Here is an 18,759-nt window from a genome sequence, read left to right on the forward strand (position 1 = left end):
GGTACAATATAGCTACAATGGAAGGGGAAGATATGCTATGCCTGGAACAAGAAGTGGGATTGGAAAGATTCAGGCTTCGTTAAACGGTTTGTCACCGAAATTGCGAAGTATTGCCGAACATATTTTGAAACATCCACAAGATGTTGTACATAAATCTATTACTGAATTAGCAGAAGTTACGAATAGTTCCGAAGCTACGATATTCCGCTTATGTAAACACCTTGGTTTGCAAGGGTTTCAAGATTTGAAAATTACATTAGCTCGTGAAATTGTACATACACCGATGCAAAATATTCATGAAGAAGTATCAGCAGAAGATAGTATGGTAACAGTTGCTAAAAAAGTTTTTCATTCGCATATTACAGGACTGCAAGATACATTACATTTGTTAAATGACACCGCACTTGAGAAAGCTGTACGAGCTTTGCAAGAAGCGAATCGAATTGAGTTTTATGGAAATGGTGGCTCTGGAATTATTGCGATGGATGCATATCATAAATTTATGAGAACGGGTATTTCTTGTATTGCTCATACAGATTCTCATTTTCAAATTATGGGTGCTGGTTTACTTACAAAAGAAGCAGTAGTCATTGCAATTTCTCATTCTGGTAGTAATAAAGGATTATTGGAAGCGTTAGAAGTAGCAAAAGCAAGAAGAGCTTGCATTATTGCAATTACGAGCTATCAGAAATCAGCACTAAGTCAACTTGCTGATATAACACTTTATACTTCAACACGTGAAACAGAATTTCGTACGGAAGCAAGTTCATCACGCTTAGCGCAGCTAAGTTTATTAGATACTTTGTATGTAGGATTGTCGTTGCAACGACAAGAGGAAACACTACAAAATTTACAAAGTATACGTGAAACAATTTCGATGAAGCGAATATAAAAAGCTCTTCAAATGAAGAGCTTTTTTTATTGGTGGATCGTTTGATTATATAATCTCTAAATGTAGTTGATTTATTTTCCTGTAGAAAAATGCGACCTACTTATATTCATAAACTCTCATCTTTAATTCAGTTAAGAAATCGATTTATGCAATAATTCAAACATTGTTCATAATTTCACAATTTACTTATGAAATGTCATGTTATGATGAACGTGTAATGATGATTGAACATTTAAATTTGGCGCAATAATTAGCCAAAATAGTGAGGACAGTAGTTGTGAGATGAACTCATTAAAACTCTAAAACACTAAAGGGGAGATCACATATGAAAGCAGTAGTGGTTAATAAAAACAGCAAAGCGAACATCGAGGTTATCGAAAAAGAATTACGTCCGTTACATTCAGGTGAAGCGTTAGTAGATGTAGAGTATTGTGGGGTTTGCCACACTGATTTACACGTTGCGAATCATGATTTTGGTAACACGGATGGCCGCATCCTTGGTCATGAAGGTGTAGGTATTGTTACTAAACTTGCTGATGATGTAACTTCACTTAAGGTTGGTGACCGTGTAAGTATTGCATGGATGTTCCAATCTTGTGGACGTTGTGAATATTGCGTAACTGGTAGAGAGACATTCTGTCGTGAAGTTAAAAATGCTGGTTATTCAGTAGATGGTGGTATGGCTGAACAATGTATCGTTACAGCTGATTATGCAGTGAAAGTACCAGAAGGATTAGATCCTGCTCAAGCATCATCAATTACATGTGCAGGCGTAACTACATATAAAGCTATTAAAGTATCAGATATTAAACCTGGTCAACCTATCGTCATCTATGGTTGTGGTGGATTAGGTAACTTAGCTATCCAATATGCTAAAAACGTATTTGGTGCAAAGGTAATTGCAGTAGATATTAATGACGATAAATTAGCCTTAGCAAAAGAGGTTGGTGCTGATATGACTATCAATCCAATTTCTCAAGGTCCTGCTGATAAGATTGTGCAAGATGAGTTTGGTGGTGCTTATGCTGCTGTAGTAACAGCCGTTTCTAAAGTAGCATTCAACTCAGCGGTTGATGCAGTACGTGCCTGTGGTAAAGTAGTTGCGGTAGGGTTACCAGTAGAAACTATGGATTTAAACATTCCACGACTTGTACTAGACGGAATTGAAGTAGTTGGCTCTCTAGTAGGTACTCGTAAGGATCTCGAAGAGGCATTTATGTTCGGTGCAGAAGGAAAAGTAGTACCGGTTGTTCAAACGTGTTCTCTAGATAAAGTACAAAATGTATTCGAAGAAATGGAACAAGGTAAAATTCAAGGGCGTATGGTAATCGATTTTAAACAGAATAGTTGTGATTGTAAATAATTCATTTTAAATATAAAAAGCATGAGTCTAGCAAAGGTCATGTAAAAAAGTTAGACGGCATAAAAAAGATGATTCCTGTATTCAATAGGGATCATCTTCTTTATATTCTACTAATATCAATGCCAATTCATACTTGATTGATGAGATATGATTAAAAGTTCACTTTATTTGCAAACGAAAAAGAATCTTTATTTTTAACAAATTTTTTATGATCTGGAACGTTTTGAGTTGCTACAACTTGCGAATCTCTTGCTTTCAGTGCATCTTGAATCCCGATTGTCATAAGCTTAATAAATAGAATCGTAATAAAGAATGAAGCGAGAGTATAAAAAATAATCCACCATGAAAGATTCATTTCATTACGATTTAATCCAATAAGGCCTGCCCAATCATTAGATATAGAAACAGGTCTGAGCACTCCGTCATAGAGTTCACGCATTTGTATCCCGCCAATTACAATGTTAAGCAACGCTAAATGGATAACGAGTATGAGTGTTTGGACGATATGTTCCATGAATAACACAAATAAGCGGTCAAGTAATAAGACTCGTAAGTGTTTTTTGATAATATGAAAACGGCTAGCACCCAGTAATTGTGAACTTAAGATGTAATCTCGTTTCATAAATTCATCCACCTCTGAGGATATATATAAAGAAAGTGTAGGCAGAGCGACGAAAATAAGTACGAGTACTTGATAAAACGTAAATGAAATATTTGGATCTAACCCATCGGCATTTGATGTGATTACAATATTAACGGGCGTGATGAGTATGAATGCGATAAATAGAGTTGGAATATAATAAAAAACTTCTGAGCATGCCTGGAAAAATCTCTTGAGTTTTGGAGCGTATAAACTTAAGAGGATTCCTATACATGTTCCGCATAAAATTCGAAAGAAGCTAATTGCCACGGCTAATAAAATAGTGAATTTTGCTCCTTCTACAATTTGTAAGAAAACAGACTCTCCAAAACGATCAGATCCAAAAGGCGGTATTAACGATGGTGGAAAGGGGGCCTTTCCAAGTAATTCGTTATTGTCATTGTAAAGTAACTGAGGAGGTTTTGGGATGTTATCTTTAAAGAACCAACTATAAATAAAACTAGCTGAAATAAGTATGAATAAATAAGTAAAGCCGATTAAAAAGCGTTTTGATTTCCAAATAGATTTCATAATTTTGCTCCTTTCAATTGATTTTGCCATCTATTCATCATGAATGAGATTATTTGAAAAATGGCATAAAACGGTAAAATAATCATAACAAGTATGATAAATGCAGCTGGTGGTGAAATAAACGCCTTATTAAATAAAAATTGAATAATACCTTGCATATTAAAAACAAATTCTAAAATGAATAAGTTAGACAGTAAGAAAACAAAAATCGTTTTTAAATGATGGAAGAAGTGGATAGATATATTTTTGAATAAATGAATGCATAGTATATAACTTGATGAAAGGCCTTTTCCATATGCAACCTCTACGTAATGTTTTCCATGTTCTTCTTTTATGTATAACACCATCATCCGAAACATTTGTAATGTAGGTAAGACAGCTAAAGATAAAATAGGGAGTAAATAAGCTCGATTTTCATTAAAAGAAATAATGGTGACAGGAGATTCCCCGAATTTCTGAAGTACCCATATGAAAAATATTTGCAAACAAATCATCATCATCATATCAGGGACAGCTTCTAATATGAACACAATTCGGTTTATCCATTTTTTTATATAATCTTTTGCTAAAAAATAAAAAAATGCCATGCTAGAAGATAGAAAGAGCGCAAGTAAAAAGGCTAAAAATAATACAGTAAATGAATATAGGTAAGGTTCTAAAACAGTTGGGAATAATGGTGTTTTTTTGAAACTACCAAATTTCGGGTCTGAGCCGATAACCACTAATGATTCAGGGGAGAAAACCTCTTTTAACATAGTAACGATCTGATTAAAAAAATATATTGGTTGAAAGGTAAATCCTTGTTGAGTGATAAATAAATAAGGTAAATTTAATAATAGTAAGAGTGATAAAAGAATTGATGAAAGCTTAATTGTGAATTGAGTTATTGTATGTAACATTAAATCCCTCCGACATCTTTTTACAACATTATACAATAAATCCTAATTTATTGTTTTATTTTTCTGAAAAATAAGAAATTTTTTGGGTTTTATAATTATAATACGTAATATATATTTATATGGTAAAAAGGTTATACTAAGGAGCCGGTCCCTATGTCCATCAAGCAAAATGTGCAGTATTTTCATTTTCGAGGCATATACTTTTCTTCAGTTGATGGGCATTTGGTGCTATTCCATTGCGATCAAGTTAATAGAACTAAGTTTTCTTAAAATAAAAACCACCGAAATATAGAAGTGATTTTGAACGTAAGGAATTTGTAAGGAAGGAGTAAGAAAAAAGAGATTTTCAATGTGTATGATCAAAATATAGAGAAGAACGAGAGGGGGAATAGTTACTGTATATTTATATAAAAAAATTAATTAATGAAACTCTATGGAAGAAAAGAAGAAATTATAAAAGTGAACAGACAACTGAAGAAGGGGGGGTAATCATTTATTAGATCAGAGAGTTGTTTGTAGAAATAATTGGTGTATAGATGATTGCAAATTCAGTGTTGACTTTTATCATTGGGAGAGTTGATAGCTGTGTGGTTAGTATATGACATAGCTATCAACCATCAATACAATTTTAATAGAAGAGAGGAATTCTTTATGAAAACACGCAGTAAAATTACATGTGCAAGTCTAGCACTTTTAATAGCTGGAAGTTCCCTGTTATACATAACACCAACATCAATTGTAAAAGCAGAATCTACGCAAAATGTATCTAGTTCGTTACAAACAAGTACGCAACGCGATCGTACTTCCGTTAAGAAAGCAATACGGGATGAACTGCAACTTGGATACCCGGGAATACTCGCTCAAATTTCTAAGGGTGGTAAAACGTGGAGTTATACCGCTGGGGTAGCGGATCTGAGAACTAAGAAACCAATGAAAGCAGATTTTCGCTTTCGTATTGGCAGTGTGACGAAAACGTTCATTGCAACAGTTCTACTTCAATTATCTGGAGAGAACCGTTTGAATCTAGATGACTCCATTGAAAAATGGTTGCCTGGTGTCATTCAAGGAAACGGATATGATGGTAACCAGATTACGATCCGGCAAATATTGAATCATACAAGTGGTATTGCTGACTATATAAATTCAAAAGACTTTGATATTACGGATATAAAAAAATCGTATACGGCTGAAGAATTTGTAAAGATGGGGATTTCTCTTCCCCCAGACTTTGCTCCAGGGAAGGGGTGGTCTTATTCAAATACAGGGTACGTAATACTAGGAATCCTTATTGAAAAAGTAACAGGAAACAGCTATGCAGAAGAGGTTGAAAATCGGATTATTGAACCGCTTGATTTGTCAAATACATTCCTACCTGGCAATTCAAGCGTGATTCCAGGCACCAAGCATGCCCGTGGCTATTTGCAACTAGACGGAGCGAGTGAGCTAAAAGACGTTACTTATATTAACCCAGGTAGCTCGGATGGAGATATGATTTCCACTGCTGATGACTTAAACAAATTCTTCTCTTACTTACTCAGTGGCAAATTACTGAAGGAACAGCAACTAAAAGAAATGCTTACTACAGTTCCTACAGAAAGAGAAGGAACTGGATATGGTCTTGGAATCCTTGAAATTAAGCTTCCGAACGGTGTCTCGGTATGGGGGCACAGGGGTGCCGTTCCAGGGTTTTCAACTTTTGCTGGTGGAACACTTGGAGGCAAACATACATTCGCTATCAATTCGAACAGTTTAAATATTAATAATCCGGAATTTTTTAAAAATATTTTACTTGCTGAATTTAGCAAGTAGGCAAAAAGGAAAAATGGATAAATTTTGTCATAGTTTTTATAGTTTAAAATATGCCGTTTTGGTTCAAAAAACAACTTACTCTAAAAAATATTGAATAAAGCAAGTTCTTAAGTCGATAGGCATGAGGTCCTGACACTTCGTCATCAAACTAGGGTTTTGGAGTATCCCCTAAATAGAATTTTGTTTCTCTACAGGTAGTTAATTTGAGATGGCAGTTCATTTGTACTTTTTTTCTTAAATTGATGAGTGTTGAGAGCACCACATTACTATCGGCTTAAGAAATTTTAATATTCGTAATTAAGTACAAAAAAACGTTATCTTTTTAAGTAAGTATTTCAGGAGGGTTTTATGAAAAAGAAAATGATTACTGCACTTGGTGTTTCTGCTATAATATTGACTAATTTTGTAGGAAGTACTTATGCAGACTCGAAAACAGGAGTTTCTGTTACAGCTTCCTACAATACAAATCAAATAGCGGAATGGTTAGAAATGCATGCAAAGCCTTTAAAAACTACTAATCCAAATGCATCTTTTAATGATTTAAAACCACTTAAGAATATGGTAGGTTCAGCTTCAATTGTAGGTTTAGGTGAAGCTACGCATGGGGCTCATGAAGTTTTTACAATGAAACAACGTATTGTTAAGTATTTAGTGTCTGAAAAGGGATTTATCAACTTAGTTTTAGAAGAGGGGTGGGACCGAGCTTTAGAACTTGATCGATATGTTCTTACTGGTAAGGGAAACCCAAGCCAACATCTAACACCTGTATTTAAGACGAAAGAAATGTTAGATTTACTTGATTGGATCCGGCAATATAATGCTAATCCAAAACATAAATCTAAAATACGTATCATCGGGATGGACATTCAATCAGTAAACGAGAATGTTTATAATAATATAACAGAATATATTAAAAGAAACAATTCAAAACTTCTGCCTAGAGTAGAAGAGAAGATAAGAGGGCTTATTCCTGTAACAAAGGATATGAATACTTTTGAGAGTCTTACGAAAGAAGAAAAAGAAAAGTATATTTCAGATGCTAAACAAATCAGTGCTTTATTAGAAGAAAATAAAAGATATTTAAATGGGAAATCTAAAGAGTTCGCATGGATAAAACAAAATGCTCGTATTATTGAACAGTTTACTACAATGTTAGCGTCACCTCCTGATAAACCATCGGATTTTTATTTGAAACATGATATTGCAATGTATGAAAATGCGAAGTGGACGGAAGAACATTTAGGAAAAACCATTGTATGGGGACATAATGGACACGTTTCGAAAACAAATATGCTTCCTTTTATATACCCTAAAGTAACTGGGCAACATTTAGCAGAATATTACGGAAAACGGTACGTATCTATTGGAACGTCAGTTTATGAAGGACAATACAATGTCAAGAATAGCGATGGTGAATTTGGCCCATATGGAATATTAAAATCGGATGATCCAAACAGTTATAACTACATCTTTGGACAAGTTAAAAAAGATCAATTTTTTATTGATTTACGCAAGGCAAACGGCGTGACAAAAACTTGGTTAAATGAACAACATCCAATTTTCGCTGGAATAACTACCGAAGGGCCTGATATACCAAAAACTGTTGATATATCATTAGGTAAAGCGTTTGATATACTTGTTCAAATTCAAAAAGTGAGTCCATCTCAACTACATCAATAAATTTAGAATAATGTGCCTTAATGAAGTGTTGTGTTGATGGTAGTGGACATTTCTTGAAAATGGTTCATAACGGAATTGAGTACGGAATGATGCAGGCAATCGCTGAGGGATTTGAAGTGCTAGATAAAAGTGATTTTGATTTCAATTATGAAGATGTTGCAAAAGTATGGGCGAACGGATCAGTTATCCGCGGCTGGTTAATGGACTTAACTGAAAAAGCATTTGCAGAAGATCCAAAACTGGATGGTATTAAAGGTGTAATGAACTCTTCAGGAGAAGGAAAATGGACTGTTGAAACTGCGCTTGAGTTACAAGCAGCGGCACCAGTAATCGCAATGTCATTATTTATGCGCTATCGTTCTCAAGAAGATGATACATTCCACGGAAAAGTAGTTTCAGCGCTACGTAATCAGTTCGGTGGACATAAAGTTGTAAAAAAATAAGTAATGCTTTTGAAAAGAAACTTGTGCATAAGCGCAGGTTTCTTTTTTATAGTTTAAGAAATTGCTAATTTAAAAATACCAATCAATCATCGTTTTTTTGTCACAAATGACAGCTTCAACATTCATTGATTGAACAATATATTCTATATTTTCTTCTTTAGCTAATAATAAGGTTGTAAAGGAATCGTATATACTCATAAACGCATACTCATTGTCTTCTCCAGTAATAATTAACTCATTATTGCTAATGTCCCAAATATCTAATGGAGTAGTATTATTTACCTGTAATAATCCGTTTGTATCAAGAATTGGTTCAGAGAAATATAGATTTTTTGCACCTTTAGAACCGAGGAGTTTAAGTAATTTGTGTAATAAAAATATAGACGTATAATCTTCTGTTGGATAATAAAGATCTTTTTTTAAGTTTGAATGTAGCTTTTCAGCTAAATCCTCTCTTTTATATTCTTCTGAAAAGGCACTAATGGAAGTCAACATGGCCATTGCTAGGTCTGCGTATGAATGTAATCCACTACAAGACATCATTTCCTTCCAAGAAACGGATTTCCCATTGTGAATGATTTCTTCAGCGCTAGGATAGATGTGCTCATATGGTCTTTTTCTCACAGACTTTTCCCATCCTAAAGGCATTTGGACAAATGGATGTAGCAATATAGCTGCAGATTTAAAATTACTTGGTAGTTGTTCTAAAATTGGTGATTTGTCATCTAGCCAAATGTAATCCAACAAAATATAACCTCCTCTTAGACTTTGAAATGTACGGATTCCCGTATTATGTTTTTTTGTATTGATTGTATCAAATATAAAGCGAAGCATGAAATATGTCCCAACATAAAAGTAAGAATAAATAAAATGAAGTTTTCATAAATAGTAAAAGGGTGCTTATGTCATCAGTATAGCTAAGAAATGTTGTTACATATGAGGAGAGCGTGTTAATAAAATATGAGGTGGTTAAATGGGAAATGAGCAAGTGAAGTCTGTAAAGGAAGAAAAAAAGTTATGTCTTTGTATGATCGTCAAAAATGAGTCTAGAATTATGGAAAGATGTTTAAATGCAACGAAATCAATTGTAGATTTTGTTTCTATTTGTGATACTGGATCGACGGATAATACGCCTGAAATTATTGAAAATTGGTGTAAGGAAAATGAGATACCTGGGACGGTTCATCATGAGCCGTTTAAAAACTTTGGTTATAACAGAAGTTTAGCTGTTTCATTAGCACAAAAAACATATCCAGAAGCAGATTATTTATTAATATTAGATGCGGATATGATTTTAGAGGTTGATCCGAATTTCGATAAAACGAGCTTAACGGAAGATCATTATCTTACATTGCAATATGATGTTCATATTAAATATTGGCTTACACGTCTTTTGAAAGCTTCTTTACCATGGAAATCTGTCGGTGTTACTCATGAGTATTGGGATATAGATCGCTCAAAAGTTGGAGCGAATTACAATACGAGGGTAGATCGGTTAGAGACTCTTGTCGTGAATGATCCCGGAGATGGCGGGAGTAAAGCTGATAAATTTGAAAGAGATGAGAGGTTGTTGTTACAAGGAATAAACGACCCAGAAACAACGCCAGATTTGCATATAAGATATTTATTTTATTTAGCTCAGACTTATTTTCATTTAAGTCAATTTGAAGATTCGATTAAATGGTATAAAAAACGAGTGGAAGCAGGCGGATGGGTTGAAGAGGTATTCTATTCGTTATTGCGAATAGGATTTTGTTATGAGCAGTTAGCAAATCGTTCAGCGAATAAACAAAATGAAGTGACAGATGCTGATGAAAAAGAAAATGTTAAAGGGCAAGAAGAGCAATATTTAGCATTAGCTGTTTTTTATTTTCAAAAAGCGTGGGAATATAGACCAACTCGGGCTGAACCATTATACCAACTTGCAAGGTTGTATCGATTAAGATCTCAAAACAATATTGCTTTGATGTATGCTCTGCAAGGGAAGGAAATTCCTTTTCCAAAGGATGACCTTCTATTTGTAGATTATCATGTGTATGATTACTTATTTGACTATGAAATTTCTATTAGTGCTTTCTATATACCTCATAAAAAACATTTAGGGGCGGTGTCGCAAAAGTATTTGGAATCGATAAAAGAAGAGATTCCATTTCATATAGCAAATGTGGTAGAAAATAATGCGAAATTTTATTAAATACATTTCCGGTTAAAGGAGTAGTGGAATAATCATGGAATTAATACGATGGGCGATTGAACTAGGGGAATCGGTGCATGGAAATACGTATGAAGAATTGATGCCACTACTTGACTATTATTATGATCGTGATCATTTAAAAGCGTATTGTATCGCAAATCTTCTTTTAAACATGGATGTATTAGATGAAGATCGGGAAAGAATCGAATTAAGAAGATGCATCGCTGCTTATTATGCTGGATTATATAAAGTGGCAAGAAAACATGCAAATGAGTTGGTACTTAAACATCCGGATGTAGATTTATATAAAAATAATTTGAAATTAATGGAAGTTTATTTGAATAAAGAATATGATTATTGTCTTTTTATATGCCCGAAGACGTACGGTAGTTTCATAGATGTTGCGCGAGCTTTGAAATGGAGGTTGGAGCAGGAGGGAAATACAGTAATTATATCAGAAACAATACTGGGAAATGTAAAGAATACAGTTGTTTTTGGAGCGCATACATACGCTTATAACCCGAATCTCCTTCCGCAAGATGCAATTATTTATAATTTAGAACAGCTATACGAAGGAAGTCCATATGCGCACCCGCTTTATTTAATATTATTAAAAGATAGAGTGATTTGGGATTATAGTAAACAAAATATAGAATGGTTAAAACAAAAAGGGGTAGGAAAAGAAATAAAACATATAGGAATGAACTATGCTCCAACTTTGGAAATAAAAAAAGATATATTTGAAGGTGAGATTACTGAAGATATTGATATTTTGTTTATAGGTGCTCTTAATCCGAGGCGGCAAGCTATTTTTAATCACCTAAAAGCCATTGCACCGAATTTAAATATAGTTTTTAAAAATAATGCGTGGGGAATTGCTAGAAATGAGTTAATTGCTAGGTCTAAAATTATATTAAATATTCACTTTTACTTATCGGGAATTCTTGAAACACCACGTGTTTCTTATGCGGTCGCGAATAAGAAATTTATTATTTCGGAAAATAGTAATCCAGAAGACGAGATAGAGTGGCCAGGAATTGTATTTACTCCGTACGAAAAAATAATTGAAAACGTAATGAAATATATAGAATTACCAGAAGAACGAAAAGAATTAGCGGAAAAAGCATATTACCATTTTGAAGCAAATAAAAGCATAGGCACAATAAGTCAGAATGGTGAAACAAAGTAATAGCGCGAAACTCATACGAAAGTATGAGTTCTTTTTTCGTGTATCATACTATTTGATTAAGGAAGTTCCCTCTTTATATTGTGTTTTGTATAGAAATTTCTGATAATATATAAGTGGAATTTGAAAACAAAGGGGAGAATTGTTTATGAAACTAGTCGTTATTAACGGTACACCAAGAAAATTAGGTAGAACTCGCGTTGTGGCAAAATATATTGCAGATCAATTTGAAGGGGAGTTATACGATTTAGCAATAGAGGAATTGCCTTTATATAACGGCGAAGAATCGCAACGTGATTTAGAGGCAGTAAAAAAATTAAAAGCGTTAGTGAAAGCAGCAGACGGTGTAGTACTATGTACACCAGAATATCATAATGCGATGAGCGGAGCGCTGAAAAACTCGTTAGATTACTTAAGTAGTAGTGAGTTTATCCATAAACCTGTCGCATTACTAGCTGTTGCGGGGGGCGGTAAAGGAGGAATTAACGCATTAAATAGTATGCGAACTGTTGCTAGAGGTGTTTACGCAAATGCAATCCCAAAACAAGTAGTGCTTGATGGACTTCACGTACAAGATGGTGAACTTGGAGAAGATGCAAAACCATTAATTCATGATGTAGTTAAAGAATTAAAAGCATATATGAGCGTATATAAAGAGGTGAAAAAACAACTAGGAGTGGAGTGATATGTCCTCGCTTTATCATGATTCTCGCTTGTATTACATTCTAGGAGCCAATAGTTTATCAGCTATTGGTTCCGGGATTGTTATGATTACGATCCCATGGTTGTTAATTAAAGAAGGTGGGGGAGAGACAACGTTTGGTTATGTTTCGATCGTTGCAACCCTCATTATGTTTTTATTAACACCATTCATTGGGCAAAGCATTGATCGTTTTTCAAGAAAATCTTTATTGTTATGTAACGAAGGTATCGGGATAGCCGTTATAGGAATGATGACTATATGGGGATTTGCCGGGCAATCTTATCATTCTATTCATTACATTATTATTTATATAGCAGGATCATTCTATTATCTATTATTCTATCCTACAATTTTTGCATTTAACCAAGAAATATTTCAAGCAGAACATTATAAAAGTTTAAGTGGAACGATGGAGATACAAGGACAGTTAACACAAGTTATTTCAGGAGCAGCTGCGAGTTTTTTAATTGAAATTGTTTCTTTGAAATGGATCTTGTTAGTAGATATGTTAACTTTTGCAGGAGCATTTTTTCTTTTCTTATGTATACCGTACGTAAAGAAAAAAGAAGTGAAACGGAAAGTACCGTTTAAGAAGCAATTGTTCGAAGGAATTCACTTTATGAAAAAGTGTCCTAAGCTTTTTTGGTTTTTACTTGCCACTTATATGCCGTTTATCGGTGTTATGATGGCAAATTATTTAATACCAGTTTATATTTCAGATATACTTAAAGCCAATGCTTCTGTATACGCAGTAGAAGGTATGATGTACGGTGTCGGAGCGGTTATTGCGGGAATCAGTATTCCACTCATAATGAAGTATGTCAAAACAGAAGTTTCAATCGTTTTGACGATGAACATTTATGTAATTTCAATTACCATAATGATCATTGAACCGTCCGTAATGCTGTTATATGGACTAGCGATTTTTCATGCGATTGGAAACGCTGGAACAAGAGTGGCGAGAAATGTATTGATGATGGAGGAAATCCCAAACGAAGTAATGGGACGAGTGGACAGCTTATTTCGCTTAATTGGTACAGGAATACGAATAGTATTATTAATGGTGTTTACAGCAGGTGTATCTAAAGTTGGGGTAATGCTCCCATTTTACCTATTAAGCTGTATATTGATCCTATCATTAGGAATCGCCCTTTACTATGTGATATCACAACGTAAAATCAGAGCGGATGTTCCGAATAAATCACTCGTTTAAAAATTACTTCTGCCTCCCTTTCTTTTTCTATATAATAAAATGAAAGGGAGTGTTAACTTATTTATGAACAAATGGATATTACTTATAATCTTATTACTACCGCCACTATACATTATTTATATGACGTTTCGAATGAATAAAGTTGCTCGTGAGAAATTGAGTAATCACTCTCCATACGTTCTTATATTAGGTGCAAAGTTATTTGGAGATAGACCGTCTTTATCACTTCAAAACCGTTTGGATGTAGCGTTGGAATATTTATATTCTCACCCTGAGGTGAAAGTAATTGTTTCAGGTGGTCAAGGAGAAGATGAAGATATACCGGAAGCTCACAGTATGAGAAACTATTTAATGGTACACGGTATAGATGAGAGTCGTATTTTAATGGAAGACCGTTCGACAAATACGTATGAAAATTTGAAGTTTAGTATGGATTTATTTGATGTAAAACATGCGGTAGTTGTCAGTAATACGTATCATTTATATCGAACAAAAATAATTGCAAGGCGTTTAGGAATAAAGATGGAGGCATTAGCTGCAGAAACGCCAATGCGTTCTAAGAGAAAAATGTATGTGCGTGAATATGCTGCTATTATGAAAACAATATTGTTCGACCGTTAGAGCTCAAATGTGAGCTCTTTTTTATATAGAAATAATGCGTATCATTTGAAATGAATTCCATATTCCATCAAAATAAAGGAAACAACAATAAAGGAGTTGTATTTGTGATTCAATTTAATCATGTGTCAAAAGCGTATGAAGATGGCACAAAAGCAGTGGATTCATTGCATTTAGAAATTAAAAAAGGAGAATTTTTTGTTCTCATTGGTCCGAGTGGTTGCGGGAAAACAACGACAATGAAGATGATTAATCGTTTGATTGAAACGACAGAAGGTTCAATTTTAATCGATGGAAAAGATATTCAACAATATAATATAAATGAATTACGTTGGAATATAGGATACGTGTTGCAGCAAATTGCTTTATTTCCACATATGACAATCGCTGAAAATATTGCAGTTGTTCCTGAAATGAGAAAATGGAGCAAAAAAGAAATAAAAGCACGTGTCGATGACTTGCTACAGATGGTTGGGCTCGATCCAGATGTATATCGTGATCGTATGCCTGATGAATTGTCAGGAGGGCAAAAACAACGTGTCGGTGTCGTACGGGCATTAGCCGCAAATCCGAAAATTGTTCTTATGGACGAACCATTTAGTGCGTTAGATCCGTTAAGCAGGGAGCAACTTCAGAAGGATATCGTACAACTGCAAAAAAAGATTCAAAAAACGATCGTGTTTGTAACGCACGATATGCAAGAGGCATTATCACTTGGTGATCGCATTTGTGTAATGAGAGCAGGAAAAGTTGTTCAATTAGATACACCTGAAGGTATTATACATAATCCGAAAAATGAGTTTGTTGAGGAGTTCATTGGAAATCGTGGACGACAATGGTATGAGGGAATAATTATAGAAGATGTAATGCCACTAGACGATCATACACGAGTAGAAGGGGCTGCTTTATCTTTACATGCTCCTTTACAAGAAGCACTAGTCCGTTTACAAACTGAAGAATCAGTGCCGGTTGAAAAAGATGGTCAATATGTTGGTATGTTAACAAGTCGTCATATTGTCAATTATATTGTTGAACAAATGAAGGAAAGAGGCTAAACAGTGACTGATTTTATTCAAACGTTCCAAGAAAGAAAAATAGAATTGCTAAGTGCATTAAGTGAGCATTTACAAATATCGCTTATTTCACTATTTTTTGCAGTAATTATTGCAGTGCCACTTGGCATTATATTAACGAGAAAAGAACGAATGGCTGAATTTATAATAGGGACTTCTGCTGTTATGCAGACAGTGCCCTCACTTGCTTTACTTGGACTATTAATTCCGTTAGTAGGAATTGGAAAACTGCCAGCTATAATCGCATTAGTTGTGTATGCACTATTACCTATTTTACGAAATACATATACAGGAATACGGGAATTAGATGAATCACTTATAGAAGCGGCGAGAGCTATGGGAATGAATAGCTGGAAAAGGTTATGGAAGGTAGAGCTTCCGCTCGCGTTGCCAATTATTATGGCTGGTATTCGTACAGCGATGGTATTAATTGTTGGAACGGCTACATTAGCTGCTTTAATAGGTGCTGGTGGGCTCGGTAAGCTCATACTACTCGGGATCGATCGAAATGACCATGCGCTTATCATTTTAGGGGCCGTACCAGCTGCGTTACTCGCTTTATTCTTTGATATAGTACTTCGCATACTTGAGAGTCCAAAACGCTCTTCTAAGCGCGTTATATTGACGATATGTATAGTTGTAGTTATGATTGCTACTCCATTTCTATGGAATACACAAAAGAAAGATATAGTTATTGCTGGAAAACTTGGATCGGAGCCAGAAATTTTAATTCAAATGTACAAACAACTTATTGAACAGGATACAGATTTACAAGTAGAATTAAAGCCGGGTCTTGGGAAAACAGCATTTGTATTTGAAGCGTTAAAATCAGGTGAAGTAGATATATACCCAGAATTTTCAGGAACAGCCTTATCTACTTTCGTGAAAGAAGAACCGAAAAGCACAAATCGTGAGGAAGTATATGAACAAGCTCGCGTTGGAATGGAAAAAAAATATAATATGGTTATGTTAAATCCAATGGAGTATAACAATACATATGCACTAGCGATGCCGAAAAAAATAGCAGATCAAAAGAATATAAATACAATTTCTGATTTAGGAAATATTGCACAGGAAGCTAAAGTAGGATTTACATTAGAATTTGCAGATCGTGAAGATGGTTATAAAGGAATGCAAAAGTTATATAACTATAAGTTTTTAAATGTTAAAACGATGGAACCGAAACTGCGCTATAGTGCAATTCAATCTGGTGATGTGAACGTAATCGATGCATATTCAACGGATAGTGAATTGGAGCAATACGGACTTAAAGTGCTAAAAGATGATAAAGGATTATTCCCACCTTATCAAGGTGCGCCGTTATTAAGAAAAGAGACATTACAAAAATATCCTGAACTTGAAAAAGTATTAAATAAATTAGCTGGAAAGATTACAGATGAAGAAATGCGAAAAATGAATTATGAAGTAAATGTGAATGGTAAAAGTAGTGAAGAAGTAGCGAAACAATTTTTACAAAAAGAGAATTTACTTCGTTAATTTTACAAGAAATATACAATTTTATATGTTTAAAATGACCGCTCATTACAAAATGAGCGGTTTTTTTGTGCATACTTATACATTTTTTCAAAAAAGTATTCCATTTTTCTTCATTTTCTTTTAGAATAAGTAATGTTTTCCTGAAAAAATATAAGAGAAACGTCTATTAGAGAAAAAGGTGACTTTAATAGTTGAACGAACATAACACCTAGAATGACAGATGGGGTGGTACAAATAGAAAAGAAGTTAGGATTTTTTCCGTTAATCGCATTAGTAGTTGGAACGATGGTTGGTGGCGGTGTTTTTAGTTTACCGCATGATTTAGCAGTAGGAGCAAATAGTGGTGCAACGATAATTGGTTGGTGTATTACAGCAATGGGAATGATTCCACTTGCGCTCGTATATCAAACGTTAGCAAGACAAAAACCGGAGCTTGAGGGCGGAATTTATAGTTATGCACGAGCTGGATTCGGTGAATATATTGGTTTTAACAGTGCTTGGGGATACTGGCTGGCAGGGATTTTAGGAAATGTTGCAACAATTATGCTACTGTTTAGTACATTAGGTTACTTCTTCCCAATTTTTAAAGGTGGAAATAATGTTGCGTCAATCGTAGGTGCATCACTTTTACTATGGACACTTCATTTTCTAATTTTATTTGGAATTCGTGAAGCTTCCATTATGAATGTTATTGCAACAGTAGGGAAATTAGTTCCGATCTTATTATTTATTGTCGTAATGGTAACAGCGTTTCGCTGGGATACATTTACACATGATTTTTGGGGAGAAGGAACAATCTCACTTTCCGCTATTCTTGGTCAAGTGAAAAATACAATGCTTGTAACGCTATGGGTGTTCATTGGGGTTGAAGGAGCAGTTGTATTATCAGGAAGAGCAAAAAATAGTAGGGACGTTGGAAAAGCGACAGTACTTGGATTAATTTTAGTTATGTCTATTTATATTTTAATTTCTGTTCTGTCAATGGGAGCAATGACGCGAGGAGAACTTTCCGTTTTAGAAACTCCTTCAATGGGACATGTATTAGAACATGTTGTTGGGCCATGGGGTGCAATGGCAATTAATATTGGATTAGTTGCGTCACTTGTAGGTACATTAATTGGCTGGTTTTTACTTGTTTCGGAAATTTCTCACGTAGCAGGAAAAGATGGCGTGTTTCCGAAGGTCTTTACGAAAACAAATAAAAAGCAAACGCCACACATGGCATTATGGATTTCAAATATCGTTGCTCAAATTATATTTATAATTGTTCTGTTTTCAGAATCGACATATCAAATTATGTATTTTATTGCGTCAACATCAATATTATTACCATATTTATTATCAGCGCTATACCAATTCAAATTAGTAATTACAAATGAACTAAAAGATGCAAAAGTAAAAAATGGCTCGTTAGCTTTAATTGCCTCTATTTATTCTGTATGGCTTATTTATGCAGCGGGTTTAAAGAATTTATTACTCGTTTCAATCGTATATGGAATTGGGATTATCGTTTACATGTTTGCACGAAAAGAAAAAGGGAATCGTTGTTTTGTAGGTATAGAGAGATATGTGATGTGGGCAATTGTTGTCGCAGCTATCACATCACTTTATCTGTTGATAACTGGAACGATAAAAATGTAAAAGTCCTTTTCATTTAAAGGGCTTTTTTCTTTGTGTAGAGAATATTTAATACATAAGATATTCAGGAGGGATGAAAATGGAAGAAAAAGAACAGTTGTCTAGAATAATTGATTTAGCTAGTGAGTTAAGGAAAGTATTAGTACAAGAATCTTTTTTTAATCATCATCCTGAACTAAGGGGAGTAATTGAAAATTTAGCGAGTTCTGTTGAGAATTTAGCGGAGTTGCAGCAAAATAAAGATGAAAACGCTGAGGATCGATTACGATATGTACTGGCTAAAATGAAAATTGCTCACAATGCTATTTTACAAGAGAAAAAAGCATTTCCATCTCATTAATATACGTTTTAATTTTGAACCTGGCGGATAACGTCAGGTT

Annotated in this window: 16 protein-coding genes and 1 pseudogene; 14 read left to right on the top strand and 3 right to left on the bottom strand. The window is 34.4% G+C overall.

The features are described from left to right. Positions 1-37 precede the first annotated feature (37 nt). Positions 38-892, top strand: coding sequence for a MurR/RpiR family transcriptional regulator (locus ACS2MN_RS01800; protein ID WP_001119638.1), 855 nt, complete (start codon positions 38-40; stop codon positions 890-892). Between the two features lie 325 nt (positions 893-1,217). Continuing rightward, a complete protein-coding gene (gene adhP, locus ACS2MN_RS01805; protein ID WP_000649126.1) occupies positions 1,218-2,255 on the top strand; it encodes an alcohol dehydrogenase AdhP in 1,038 nt (345 codons plus the stop codon). Between the two features lie 151 nt (positions 2,256-2,406). On the opposite strand, the gene ACS2MN_RS01810 is transcribed toward adhP, so the two are convergent. Together ACS2MN_RS01810 and ACS2MN_RS01815 are read right to left on the bottom strand one after the other, a co-directional pair. Next, the gene (locus tag ACS2MN_RS01810) at positions 2,407-3,426 is read right to left on the bottom strand and encodes an ABC transporter permease (protein ID WP_000836570.1); all 1,020 of its coding nucleotides are present in this window, start codon (positions 3,424-3,426) and stop codon (positions 2,407-2,409) included. After that, on the bottom strand, positions 3,423-4,325 hold the full coding sequence (locus tag ACS2MN_RS01815) for an ABC transporter permease subunit (protein WP_224992667.1): 903 nt from the start codon (positions 4,323-4,325) through the stop codon (positions 3,423-3,425). Before ACS2MN_RS01815 ends, ACS2MN_RS01810 begins: the two co-directional genes overlap by 4 nt. Before the next feature lie 651 nt (positions 4,326-4,976). Between ACS2MN_RS01815 and ACS2MN_RS01820 the strand changes: the two genes are divergently transcribed. The 3 genes and pseudogenes from ACS2MN_RS01820 to ACS2MN_RS01830 form a co-directional block, all read left to right on the top strand. Beyond that, entirely contained in the window at positions 4,977-6,134 is a 1,158-nt protein-coding gene (locus ACS2MN_RS01820) for a serine hydrolase domain-containing protein (protein ID WP_000857789.1), read from the top strand. Between the two features lie 348 nt (positions 6,135-6,482). Beyond that, the gene (locus ACS2MN_RS01825) at positions 6,483-7,814 is read left to right on the top strand and encodes an erythromycin esterase family protein (RefSeq protein WP_346994244.1); all 1,332 of its coding nucleotides are present in this window, start codon (positions 6,483-6,485) and stop codon (positions 7,812-7,814) included. A gap of 38 nt (positions 7,815-7,852) precedes the next feature. Beyond that, positions 7,853-8,257, top strand: a pseudogene (locus ACS2MN_RS01830) (hypothetical protein); the annotation flags it as partial. Positions 8,258-8,326: 69 nt separating this feature from the next. Here ACS2MN_RS01830 and ACS2MN_RS01835 read toward each other — a convergent pair. Further along, the gene (locus tag ACS2MN_RS01835) at positions 8,327-9,091 is read right to left on the bottom strand and encodes a DUF2711 domain-containing protein (RefSeq protein WP_016108314.1); all 765 of its coding nucleotides are present in this window, start codon (positions 9,089-9,091) and stop codon (positions 8,327-8,329) included. A 139-nt stretch (positions 9,092-9,230) separates the two neighbouring features. On the opposite strand from ACS2MN_RS01835, the gene ACS2MN_RS01840 reads away from it, so the two are divergent. The 9 genes from ACS2MN_RS01840 to ACS2MN_RS01880 all read left to right on the top strand — a co-directional run bounded on the left by ACS2MN_RS01840 (position 9,231) and on the right by ACS2MN_RS01880 (position 18,719). After that, a complete protein-coding gene (locus ACS2MN_RS01840) occupies positions 9,231-10,451 on the top strand; it encodes a glycosyltransferase (protein ID WP_098056365.1) in 1,221 nt (406 codons plus the stop codon). 34 nt (positions 10,452-10,485) lie between these two features. Beyond that, positions 10,486-11,640: a DNA-binding protein gene (locus ACS2MN_RS01845; RefSeq protein ID WP_087950054.1), complete on the top strand. Its 1,155-nt coding sequence runs from the start codon at positions 10,486-10,488 to the stop codon at positions 11,638-11,640. Between the two features lie 145 nt (positions 11,641-11,785). Continuing rightward, entirely contained in the window at positions 11,786-12,322 is a 537-nt protein-coding gene (locus ACS2MN_RS01850) for an NADPH-dependent FMN reductase (protein ID WP_000780368.1), read from the top strand. A 1-nt stretch (position 12,323) separates the two neighbouring features. Then, positions 12,324-13,553: an MFS transporter gene (locus ACS2MN_RS01855; protein WP_098709949.1), complete on the top strand. Its 1,230-nt coding sequence runs from the start codon at positions 12,324-12,326 to the stop codon at positions 13,551-13,553. Positions 13,554-13,616: 63 nt separating this feature from the next. Further along, complete coding sequence (locus ACS2MN_RS01860) at positions 13,617-14,174, top strand: YdcF family protein (protein ID WP_001045784.1); 558 nt, start codon at positions 13,617-13,619, stop codon at positions 14,172-14,174. A gap of 104 nt (positions 14,175-14,278) precedes the next feature. Then, a complete protein-coding gene (locus tag ACS2MN_RS01865; protein WP_000614063.1) occupies positions 14,279-15,226 on the top strand; it encodes an ABC transporter ATP-binding protein in 948 nt (315 codons plus the stop codon). Between the two features lie 3 nt (positions 15,227-15,229). After that, positions 15,230-16,741 carry an ABC transporter permease/substrate-binding protein gene (locus ACS2MN_RS01870; RefSeq protein ID WP_000129124.1) on the top strand — a complete coding sequence of 504 codons (1,512 nt, stop codon included), beginning with the start codon at positions 15,230-15,232 and terminating at the stop codon, positions 16,739-16,741. Positions 16,742-16,954: 213 nt separating this feature from the next. After that, positions 16,955-18,382 carry a basic amino acid/polyamine antiporter gene (locus ACS2MN_RS01875; protein WP_000129458.1) on the top strand — a complete coding sequence of 476 codons (1,428 nt, stop codon included), beginning with the start codon at positions 16,955-16,957 and terminating at the stop codon, positions 18,380-18,382. 76 nt (positions 18,383-18,458) lie between these two features. Further along, complete coding sequence (locus ACS2MN_RS01880; RefSeq protein ID WP_000391448.1) at positions 18,459-18,719, top strand: hypothetical protein; 261 nt, start codon at positions 18,459-18,461, stop codon at positions 18,717-18,719. Positions 18,720-18,759: the final 40 nt, after the last annotated feature.

It is taken from the genome of Bacillus cereus group sp. BceL062, assembly GCF_051780025.1.
GTDB lineage: Bacteria > Bacillota > Bacilli > Bacillales > Bacillaceae_G > Bacillus_A > Bacillus_A toyonensis.

What these genes read in the sequence shown, in the direction of transcription:
- ACS2MN_RS01835 (WP_016108314.1), bottom strand. Translation starts at nt 9,091, where the DNA reads ATGCTTCGCTTTATATTTGATACAATCAATACAAAAAAACATAATACG.
- ACS2MN_RS01855 (WP_098709949.1), top strand. Translation starts at nt 12,324, where the DNA reads ATGTCCTCGCTTTATCATGATTCTCGCTTGTATTACATTCTAGGAGCC.
- ACS2MN_RS01800 (WP_001119638.1), top strand. Translation starts at nt 38, where the DNA reads ATGCCTGGAACAAGAAGTGGGATTGGAAAGATTCAGGCTTCGTTAAAC.
- ACS2MN_RS01850 (WP_000780368.1), top strand. Translation starts at nt 11,786, where the DNA reads ATGAAACTAGTCGTTATTAACGGTACACCAAGAAAATTAGGTAGAACT.
- ACS2MN_RS01810 (WP_000836570.1), bottom strand. Translation starts at nt 3,426, where the DNA reads ATGAAATCTATTTGGAAATCAAAACGCTTTTTAATCGGCTTTACTTAT.
- ACS2MN_RS01875 (WP_000129458.1), top strand. Translation starts at nt 16,955, where the DNA reads ATGACAGATGGGGTGGTACAAATAGAAAAGAAGTTAGGATTTTTTCCG.
- ACS2MN_RS01815 (WP_224992667.1), bottom strand. Translation starts at nt 4,325, where the DNA reads ATGTTACATACAATAACTCAATTCACAATTAAGCTTTCATCAATTCTT.
- ACS2MN_RS01845 (WP_087950054.1), top strand. Translation starts at nt 10,486, where the DNA reads ATGGAATTAATACGATGGGCGATTGAACTAGGGGAATCGGTGCATGGA.
- ACS2MN_RS01880 (WP_000391448.1), top strand. Translation starts at nt 18,459, where the DNA reads ATGGAAGAAAAAGAACAGTTGTCTAGAATAATTGATTTAGCTAGTGAG.
- ACS2MN_RS01825 (WP_346994244.1), top strand. Translation starts at nt 6,483, where the DNA reads ATGAAAAAGAAAATGATTACTGCACTTGGTGTTTCTGCTATAATATTG.
- ACS2MN_RS01840 (WP_098056365.1), top strand. Translation starts at nt 9,231, where the DNA reads ATGGGAAATGAGCAAGTGAAGTCTGTAAAGGAAGAAAAAAAGTTATGT.
- ACS2MN_RS01860 (WP_001045784.1), top strand. Translation starts at nt 13,617, where the DNA reads ATGAACAAATGGATATTACTTATAATCTTATTACTACCGCCACTATAC.
- adhP (WP_000649126.1), top strand. Translation starts at nt 1,218, where the DNA reads ATGAAAGCAGTAGTGGTTAATAAAAACAGCAAAGCGAACATCGAGGTT.
- ACS2MN_RS01820 (WP_000857789.1), top strand. Translation starts at nt 4,977, where the DNA reads ATGAAAACACGCAGTAAAATTACATGTGCAAGTCTAGCACTTTTAATA.